The sequence below is a fragment of the Oleiphilus sp. HI0132 genome (assembly GCF_001635845.1).
The window spans coordinates 1-946 of sequence record NZ_LWGJ01000442.1 but is presented as its reverse complement, the minus strand read 5'-3'; the positions used below and the strand labels follow the sequence as shown (position 1 = coordinate 946).

General features: G+C 41.2%; 1 protein-coding gene and 1 pseudogene. Both read right to left on the bottom strand.

Annotated elements, in window-relative coordinates:
• On the bottom strand, positions 1–487 hold a 487-nt coding region (locus A3766_RS05320; RefSeq protein WP_197479345.1), incomplete at its 3' end, for an ion transporter.
• A 76-nt stretch (positions 488–563) separates the two neighbouring features.
• Positions 564–946 (bottom strand): annotated as a pseudogene (locus tag A3766_RS05315) (hypothetical protein); the annotation flags it as partial.

The window sequence follows — 946 nt, the reverse complement described above, 5'->3', positions numbered from 1 at the left end:
TTGTTTGGAATAAAAAGCTTCCGACAGCAGCATAGATATAAAAGATGATAAACATCAAAAGCATGACATAGCCCAGCTGTGGCAAGGCCTTGATTAAAGAGTTAATCAAGATGCGCAACTCAGGAATCACCGATATCATCCTCAAAACTCTGAACACTCTGACCAAACGAGCCAACAATGCCATTTCAGAGTCGTCAATTGGTATCAGACTTATTACCACCACCAGCGTATCAAATACGTTCCAACCGCTTTTAAAGAAGTGCCGCTTATTTGGCTCAGCAACAAAACGAATAACGATTTCAACCAGAAAGAACAGGGTGATAAACAGATCCAGCATTTTGGTGAATGCTATGGCCTGCACAGGCAAATCGTAGGTTTTTGCGCCAATTTCCAAGGCGGAAATAATAATGATAAAAATAACAAAGAGCTCAAAAGCCCGATTGTTCTTGAGTTGGTAAAAAAGAGACTGTAGCGAAGAATAATTCATTAACTGCGTAAACTATAAAAAACTTGGATTAGGTAATACTTGGCGGCTATTTTACCGAAACAGAGGAAATAGTCACTTAAAGACTCTGACCAAATATATAAGCAAGCTGAGCCAAGCCAGCCATGGCACCAAGAATACCACCGATAATGATCAGTTTTATCTCATCTTCCTGAAAACAAGGCCTTAGTAGATCCTGAAATTCTTCAGAAGGGAGCTCCTTCATTCGTTGCGCCATGATATCCTGTACAACCTTGGCCCTCTCCTGGTTAAACAAAGGGTCACGCAGCGTAGTTTTTGACAAATCTACTGCCTTCAATCCGGCATCTTCTTTGAGTTCAGCAAAGCCTTTCGGCCCCATAGCGGCTTGAGTAAAAGGCTTAATCAAACCAACCGTATCATCTACCATGTTTTCAAAATGTCTTTGAATAATAGCCCTTGTACGCTTTGCTTCCGACCCTT